At 69.6% G+C, this 8,364-nt stretch carries 4 protein-coding genes; all 4 read right to left on the reverse strand.

Annotation, left to right across the window (positions count from 1 at the left end; translation table 11 throughout):
* Window positions 1-15: 15 nt before the first annotated feature.
* A complete protein-coding gene (locus tag BR71_RS17475) occupies window positions 16-981 on the reverse strand; it encodes a phosphotransferase family protein (RefSeq protein WP_043640531.1) in 966 nt (321 codons plus the stop codon).
* A complete protein-coding gene (locus tag BR71_RS17480; protein ID WP_043640535.1) occupies window positions 978-2,150 on the reverse strand; it encodes an acyl-CoA dehydrogenase family protein in 1,173 nt (390 codons plus the stop codon). Before BR71_RS17480 ends, BR71_RS17475 begins: the two co-directional genes overlap by 4 nt.
* Window positions 2,147-7,825, reverse strand: a complete 5,679-nt coding sequence (locus tag BR71_RS17485; RefSeq protein ID WP_208854897.1) for an amino acid adenylation domain-containing protein — start codon at window positions 7,823-7,825, stop codon at window positions 2,147-2,149. Before BR71_RS17485 ends, BR71_RS17480 begins: the two co-directional genes overlap by 4 nt.
* On the reverse strand, window positions 7,822-8,364 hold a 543-nt coding region (locus BR71_RS17490; RefSeq protein ID WP_156039023.1), incomplete at its 5' end, for a condensation domain-containing protein. The genes BR71_RS17485 and BR71_RS17490, both read right to left, overlap by 4 nt.

The raw sequence follows: 8,364 nt of genomic DNA on the forward strand, positions 1-8,364 counted from the left end.
GCGCGCGGGCGGCCTTCATAGGCGGCCGCCGCCGCATGCTTCCGCCGCGCGGTCCAGCAGCCAGCGCACGATCAGCTTGGCGCGCGGCACCCGCTGGCCTTCGTCCCGGCGCCGCAGCGCCAGTTGCTGCGTGATTACCGCCAAGCGCAGCAGGCCGTAGGCATACCAATAGGCGGGAGCCGTCACCTCGCGTCCGGCCGCCGCCGCGTACAAATCGACCAGCGCCTCGCGCGTCGGCGCGCCCGGCGCGCAGCTCGGCCCGGGCGCGTCCAGCCGCAACAGCGACGAGTCCCGGCTCTCTATCCAGTAAGCGAGCGCGGCGCCAAGGTCGGCCAGCGGATGGCCGACTGCGGCCAGCTCCCAGTCGACGACGCCCACCACCCGCGCGGGGTCGCCCGGATCGACGAGGATGTTGTCCAGCTTGTAGTCGTTGTGCAGCCAGGCCGCGGGCGCGGTCTCGGGCATACTCTCGGTCAGCCAGTCGGCCACGGCGCTGAAGTCGGCGTCTATCGCCCCGCCCGCCTCCTCCGCGTTCCAGCGCCGCCGCCACTCGCTCAGAATGCGACGCAGATAGTCGGGGGGCCGATCGGCGGGCGCGACCTCCAGCGCATGCAGGCTCGCCAGCGTCCCGATGAAGTTTTCCGCGAGCCGGCGCACCGTGTCGGGAGCGAGCGGCCCGCAAGCCGCCGGCGCGACGCCCTCCAGTTTTTCGACCAGCAACAAGGCGGCGTCGCCGTCCTCATCAACCGCCAGCGGCCTGGGCGCGAGCCGGAACTGGCCAGCCATCCGCTCAAGGAGCGCGAAACGACGCCGCGCTTCCCGCGCGCCGCCCTCCGGCAGCCAGTAGGCGATGAGCTCGCTGTCGCCCCCCTGCACCAAAAACACTTCGCTGGCCCGGCCGCCGCCGACGTGCGTCGCGCGCGCGCCCATGCCGGAGCGGCCCAATGCCGCCATCGCCCGCTCCGCTATTCGCGCGCTCATGTCAGCTCCCGGCGGAAGCCGGCCAGCGCATGGCGCGCCACCAGCGCTTTGTGGACTTCGTCCGGGCCGTCGTAAATCCGCCCCGCTCGTTCATGCCGCCACAACACGTTGAGAATCGTGTCGCCGCTGACGCCCAGCGCGCCTTGCACCTGCAGCGCGTGATCGAGCACGGTCTGCGTTGCGCCGGCCACGAAAAATTTCGCGATCGAGATGTCGATCTGCGCGCGCTCATGACGGTTTTGCAACCGCGTGGCCGCCTGAGTCACCAGCAGCCGCGCGGCGTCTATCGACGCGCGGCTCTCGGCGATCCAGTTCTGCACGGTCTGGCGCGAGGACAACAGCTCTCCCGCCGCCAGCTCCCGACGGCATGCGCGCCTGCACATGATGGCGAACGCGCGCTCGCACACGCCAATCCAGCGCGCGCAATGATGCAGCCGCCCGGTGGCGAGCCGGGCCTGCAACACGACGAAGCCCTCTCCCGGCTTGCCCAGCATCGCATCCTCACCCACCCGGCAATCGTCCAGCTCCAGTTCGCCGTGGCTGGCCCAGCCGCAGCCTTCGTCGCCCATCACGCGCAGATTGCGGACATGGTGGAAGCCCGGCGCGTCGGTCGGCACAATGAAGGTGCTGGTGCGCGCGTGCAGCGGCGCGGCCTCGTCGGTGACGGCCAGCACGATGGCGAAGCCCGCGCCGTCGGCGCCGGACGCGAACCATTTGCGGCCGCTCAAGTGCCAGCCGCCGTCCTTGTACACCGCCGTCGTTTTCAGCGAGGAGGGGTTGGATCCGGCGGACTCGGGCTCCGTCGCCGCGAAGCAGCTGCGCAGCTCGCCGCGCAGCAGCGGCTCCAGCCAGCGCCGGCGCTGCGCGGGAGTCGCGTACTCCAGCAGCACGTCGATATTGCCGGCGTCGGGCGCCTGGTAGTTGACCGCGTAATGGCCCAGCGGCGAGGCGCCCAGCAGTTCGCCTACTTCCACCAGCTCAAGCAGGCTCAAGCCCAGGCCGCCGTCCGCGCGCGGCACCTGCGGCAGCCAGACGCCTTTCATCCGGTTGCTCTCGCGGATGCCGCTCATCAGCCGTTCAAGGGTTTCGAAATCGCCGTTGGCGAGCGCCGCCTCCGGTTCCGCCAGCGCCGCTTCAACGGCGGCGAATGCCTTCACTCGTGTATTCATTGTTCTTCCTCGGTTTGCTTCACGGAAACGGATCGGCGCGCGGCGGCTTCCGCGGCGCGCAAAGCGGCGGCTAGCCCGTTGACGAACGGGCGGCGCATGATGCCGATATGGTCGCCGGCCAGGCGAACCACCGTCGCCGCGCCCGAAGCCGCCTGACGCCAGCCGTTGATGAGCGCTTCACCATCCCCGTCGGCGGCCACGATCACGTGCAAGGCTCCCGCATAAGGCGTCGCCGGTGTGTAATCGGTCAGCGAATGCACAATGAAGGCGCGCACGCGCGCCGCGAATTCGGGCAGGCCGAGCGCCTCCGGCACCGCGCCCGCCTCGACCAAGCGCTCGCGCAAATGTTCGACTCTCCGCGCATCGTCCAGCGCGTCGAATTCGCCTTCGTCGAACACCAGTTCGGCGTCGGCCAGGCGCGCGAAGCTGTTGCCGATCTCCGCGACCCAACGGCCGCCTTGCCAATCCTGTTTCCGCGACTGCGCCGCCGGCCCCGGCGGCAAACTGTCCACCACCGCGACCCAGTCCACCGCCTCGCCCTGTCCGGCCAATTGCCGGGCAACCTCAAAAGCGACCCAACCTCCAAAGGAATGACCGCCGAGACGATACGGGCCGTAAGGCTGCACCCGCCGGATGTCCGCGATCAGCGCCGTCGCCATCGCTTCCACGCTGCCGGCGTCGCCGGGCAGCGTCATGCCCCACACCGAGAAGGCATTCGGCAACTCGGCCGCGAGCGCGCGCAGATACGGCACATGGCCGCCCGCGCCAGGCGCGAAGAACAGCGGCGGCGCGTCGCCCTGCGAGGACAAGGCGACGAGCGAGCCGACCCGGGCGCCGTCTTCGCCCGCGCCGTCTGTCTCAATGACGCGGGCTTGCTCGGCCACCGTCTGTGCCGTCAGCAAGCGAGCCACCACCGCTGAGTTCAGCCCAAACGCCCGGCCGGCGCGGGAGCAGATCCGCAACATCAGCAGCGAGTCTCCGCCCAACGCCACAAAATCGCTGTCGTCGGACGGCGGTTCGCGCTTGAGCACGGCTGCCCATAGCGCCCTCAGCTCGCGTCGCAGGGCCGCGCCGCTAGGCCGCGCCGCCGCGGCCCTCCCGGCGGCGGCCGGCGTCGCGGCGGTAGAGGCCCCGCTCCGGCGCTCTCCGCCGTCCGCCCTTATCGCGCCGACGGCGCCTGCGCCCTCTGCCGCGGGCTCGCCTAGCAGCGTTCGCAAGGCGTCCGCGTAGAGAGCCGCGAAGCGGTTGACGGTCGCCGTAGAGAAATACCCGCGCGACGGGACCAGCGTGATCCGCAGTGCGCGCTGCCGGCCGTCGAAGCTGCTCTGCACCACCAGCGGCACATTAGTCATATCGCTCGCATAGCCGTCGGAAACCTCGATGTCGCGCACCGCTTCCTCCAGAGCGCGGAAATGCGTGAAGTTGAACAGCGCGTCGAACACCGTGCCGGCCTGTCGATGCAATTCGATCAAGGGATAGCGCCGGCGACTGAAGACTTCCAGCTCGGCCGACTGCACCGCGCGCACCAACGCGACGGCGTCGAAGGCGCCGGCCGGAAAGTCGAAACCCAGCGGCAGACTGTTCAGGAACAGGCCCAGCACCCGATCGCCGTCAACACCCTCGCTGCGGCCGTTGAACACCACGCCGCTGGTCACCGAGGATGCGCCTGCGATGCGCGACAAGGCGAGCAGATGGGCTGTCAGCAGCACGCTTTTCACTGATGCGCCCGCGCTCGCGGCAAGCGCTTCCAGGCCAGCCGACTGGGCCGCCGAAATGGGCACTTCGACCGGCTCCGCGTCGCCGCCCGGCTCCCGCGCCAGCCGTGTGACCGGCAAGGATTGCAGACGCGCGCGCCACCAATCGCGCAGCGATTCCGAACGCGCCGCCTCGCGCTCCCGCTCGACGAAATCGCGGAACCGGCTCGCGGGCGCAGCCAGCGTCAGCGGCCGGCCGGCCAGCCGCGCCGAATAGTCGGAGATCAGCTCGGAGAGCAGCAGGTTGAAACTCCAGCCGTCCAGAATCGCGTGGTGCTTGGTCACGCCGATGTGCATCGCCTCTTCGCTCAAGCGGTACACGGCGAAGCGGATCAGCGGCGGACGCTCGACGTCGAAGCGCCGGCCCCGCTCGGCTTCGCGCCAATCTCGAATCCGCGCGTCCTGCCGCTCCGGGTCCAGGCCTCGCCAATCGCAGACCGTCAGCGGCAAAGGCACTTGACGATGCACGTACTGCAGCGGCTCCTCGTCGGCCGCGAGGTCGAAAGCGGTGCGCAGCGCCGGATGGCGTTCAAAGGCGCCGCGGAGCGCCGCCTCTAGCGCGGCAGCGTCGAATGGCAGAGCCAGACGCTGGCCGTTGACGTTGTGGTAAGCCGAGTCCTGGCCGTGCCGCATCTCGTTGGCGAGCATCGCCATCTGCATTGCGCTGAGCGGATAGGCGTCCTCGTGGACGGCATCTAGCGGCGGTGCGCTCGCGGCCGGCGGCGCCGAGTCCGCCTGCCGGACGCGCGGCGCGAGCCGCTCTATGGTCAGCGAGCGCATCAAATCGTCCAGCGAAAAATCGATGTTGACCTTGTGCGCGGCGGACAGGATCTGAATGCTCAGGATGGAGTCGCCGCCCAGCTCGAAAAAGTTGTCGGTAACGCCGATAGGCGAGCGTTTGAGCACGGACTCGAACACACCGACCAGCGCCTGCTCCACCGCGTTGCGCGGCGCTATGCGCGGACGCGCCGCGTCGGCGTCCGCCGCCAGCGCGCCGGCCAGCCTGCGGCGATCCAGCTTGCCGTTGCTCGTCAGCGGAATCGCGTCCATCTCGACCACACGCGCCGGCACCGCGTGCGGCGGCAGGCGCTGGGCAAGCCAGTCCCGCAGCGCGGAACCGGACACGCGCGCCGAACCGCGCGCCACCACAAAACCCGCCAATTGGGCGTGGCCGTCTATGGTCGCGTCGTCGACCATGACCGCCGCCGCGGCGACATCCGGATGCCCGGCCAGCGTCGCCTCCACTTCGCCCAGCTCGATGCGGAAACCGCGGATCTTGACCTGGTCGTCGATGCGGCCCAGATAGTCCAGCTCGCCGCGCGCGTCGAAGCGCCCTAGGTCTCCGCTGCGATAAAGCCGCTCGCCGGGCAGGAACGGGTCCGCGATGAAACGCTCGCGGTCGAGCTCGGGGCGATTGTGGTAACCGCGCGCCACGCCCTCCCCGCCCACGTGAATTTCGCCCGGCACGCCCGGCGGCACCGGATGCCCGGCGGCGTCAAGCAGGTAGACGCGGTAGCCCGGCAAGGGCCGGCCCACAGGGCTGCGCGACGACTGCGCGTCGCCCGGGCCCAATACGCGCTCGGTGACATGCACCGTGGTCTCGGTGATGCCGTAGAGATTGACCAGCGCCACCCCGCCCGCATCGTTCAGGCAGGCGGCGAACTGGCTGGGAATCGTCGCCTCGCCGCCAAAGAACACATAGCGCAAGCCGGCCGGCAAAGGCCGCCGCGCGTCGTCCAGCGCGCGCAGCAGTTGCTTGAAAGCGCTGGGGGTCTGGCTCAGCATCGTGACGCCCTCGCGTTCCAGCAGCGCGAGAAATTCGTCCGGCGTGCGCGAGCAGCGGTAAGGCACGATTTCCAGCCGTCCGCCATGCAGCAAGGCGCCCCAGATTTCCCATACCGAGAAATCGAAGGCATAGGAATGGAACAAGGTCCATACGTCCGACGGTCCAATGCCGTAGCTCCGGCGCGTGGCCGCGAACAAATGGTCCGCGTTGCGGTGCTCCACGCACACGCCTTTAGGCTGCCCGGTCGAACCCGAGGTGTAGATCACATAGCATAGGTCCGCGGGCGAAGTGTCTCGCGGCGGCGGCGCGTCTTCGCGCTCGTCGGGCGCCGCCGCATCCCCCATCCCGATCAGAACCCCGCCGAAGTCCCCGAAGCGATCTCGCGCCTCCTCGCCGCAGATCAGCGCGCCGGCGCCGATATCGTCCAGCATCCATGCGAGGCGTTCCGAGGGATGGTCGAGATCCAGCGGCACGTAAAAGGCGCCCGCCTTCAGCACGGCCAGAATCGCGACGACGCTGTCCATGCCGCGCCCAAACGCCAGCGCGACAGGCGCGTTGCCGCGCACCCCGGCCGCGTCCAGCCGCCAGGCCAGCCGGTTGGCGCGGCGATCCAGTTCCGCGTAAGTGAGCGTCTCGCCGTCGCATTTCAGCGCGACGGCGTCCGGCCGCGAGCGCGCTTGCGCCTCAAAACGGCGATGCAGGCACTGGCGCTCCGCATCGTCCGCGCGACGGGCCGCCGCGTTCCAGCGCGCGGCCAGCGCGCCGCCAGCTTCGTCGCCCAACAGCGACACCCGCGCGACGCTCAGCGCCGGGCCGCCGCGTTCGAACTGGCCCAACACCCCCGCCAGCATCTCGACGACCCGCTCCGCCGACGCCGCCGAAATCCGCTGGCGGTCGAAATGCAGACGCAGGCTCAAACGCTCGCCGGGAATCGCCACCACGGTCAGCGGGTAATTGGTCTGCTCGACCACCTCGACATCGCTCACGCCCAGTTGCTCGCGATAGCGTTTCGCATCCGCCCGCGCCGGGTAGTTCTCAAACACCACCAGGCTCTCGAACAAGGGCGCGCCGGGAGCGACTCCGCTCCAGCCCGGAATCGCGTGCAGCGGGGTATACGCATAGGCTTCGGTGTCGACGTGCTGGCGATGCAGCCGCCGCAGCCAGTCGCCCAGCGTCAGTTCAAGGTCGACGGACGCGCGCGTCGGCAGCGCGTTGACAAAGAGCCCCACCATCTGCTCGACGCCGCGCAGCGCCGCCGGCCGGCCGGACACGGTGGTGCCGAACACCACGTCGTCGCGGCCGCTCGCGCGCGCCAACAACAAGGCCCAGGCGGCCTGGATCACCGTGCTCTGCGTGAGCTCGCACTCTCGCGCCAAACGCTGCAAACCCTCGCTCGTGCGCGCGTCGAGCTCGCGTTCTATCAGACCGTGGCCGGGCGCGCGGTCCGGACGCGCGTCGTCGGCGAACGGCAGGGGCGTGGCCGAGCACACATCGCCCAGCCGCGCTCGCCAGAAAGCCTCGGCCTCGGCGCCGTCCTGTTCGTCCAACCAGCGCAGGAAGGCGCTGTACGGCTGGGGCGGCGGCATAGCCGGAACGGCGCTGCGCCGGTAAGTGTCGTAAAAGGCGAGCGCCTCCCCCAGCACGATCTGCACCGACCAACCATCCAGCAGCAGATGGTGATAGCTCCACACGAACTCGTAGCGCTCCTCTCCGGTGCGGAATAAGGCGCAACGCATCAGCGGCGCGCGGCTCAGGTGAAAACCGGGACGCCGGTCCGCGTCCCGATAGGCGGCGAGACGGCGCTGCTGCTCCTCTTGGTCAAACGCCCGCCAGTCCTCCTCCACCCACGGCAGTTCGACGTCGCGGAAGACCACTTGCACCGGCTTGGACGGGCCGTCCCACAAAAAGCCGGTGCGCAGCACGCCGTGCCGCGCGACCACCGCCTCCAGCGCGCGCCGGTAATCGGCGGCGTTGAGCGCGGCGTGGAAGGAGCAAGCCACCTGTTCGTAATAGACTCCGGACTCCGGCGCCTTCAGCGTATGAAACAGCAGGCCCTGTTGCGTCGGCGTCAACGGCAGCATGGTCTCGACTTTCGAGCGGGCTTGCTGTGCGGTATTCGATAATGTTTGGTTCATAACTGTTCGTTCAGTAGCTGTAACACTTCGTCGATATCGTTCTGGTCCAGATGAGCAAGCGGCAGGTCCGACGGCGTCAGCCCTCCGGACTCCGGCGACTGGCAATGCGCCAGCACCGCGTCCAGTTCCGCGCGGAAACCCTCGGCCAGCGCCTTGATCGCGTCTTCCCGCTGTCGCGCCGCGCTATACAGCCAGTCCACCCGCAAGCGCCCTTCGTGCACCTGCGCCACCACGTCCAGCCCGTAGCGCCGCGTCATCCCCGCCCCGCGCGTCCCGCCCGGCGGCTCGCCCAACCACGTGGAGCGCGGCTCGCCGCCCTCCTCCAGCCGCCATTGGCCCAGGTAGTTGAAACACACCGTGCGCGCGTGACCGCCCAGCTCCGACCCGCGGCCGCCGTAACGCAGCGCGTGGTAAGCCAGGCCGCCGTCCGGCACGCTCCGCATCCGCTCCTTCACCCGTTTCAGGTCTCCTGACAGCTCCCCGCTCAGCGGCAGCCGCAGCGGATACAGGCTGGTGAACCAGCCCACGGTGCGCGACAC

Source organism: Chromobacterium haemolyticum DSM 19808, assembly GCF_000711885.1.
In the GTDB taxonomy this organism is placed as follows: domain Bacteria; phylum Pseudomonadota; class Gammaproteobacteria; order Burkholderiales; family Chromobacteriaceae; genus Chromobacterium; species Chromobacterium haemolyticum.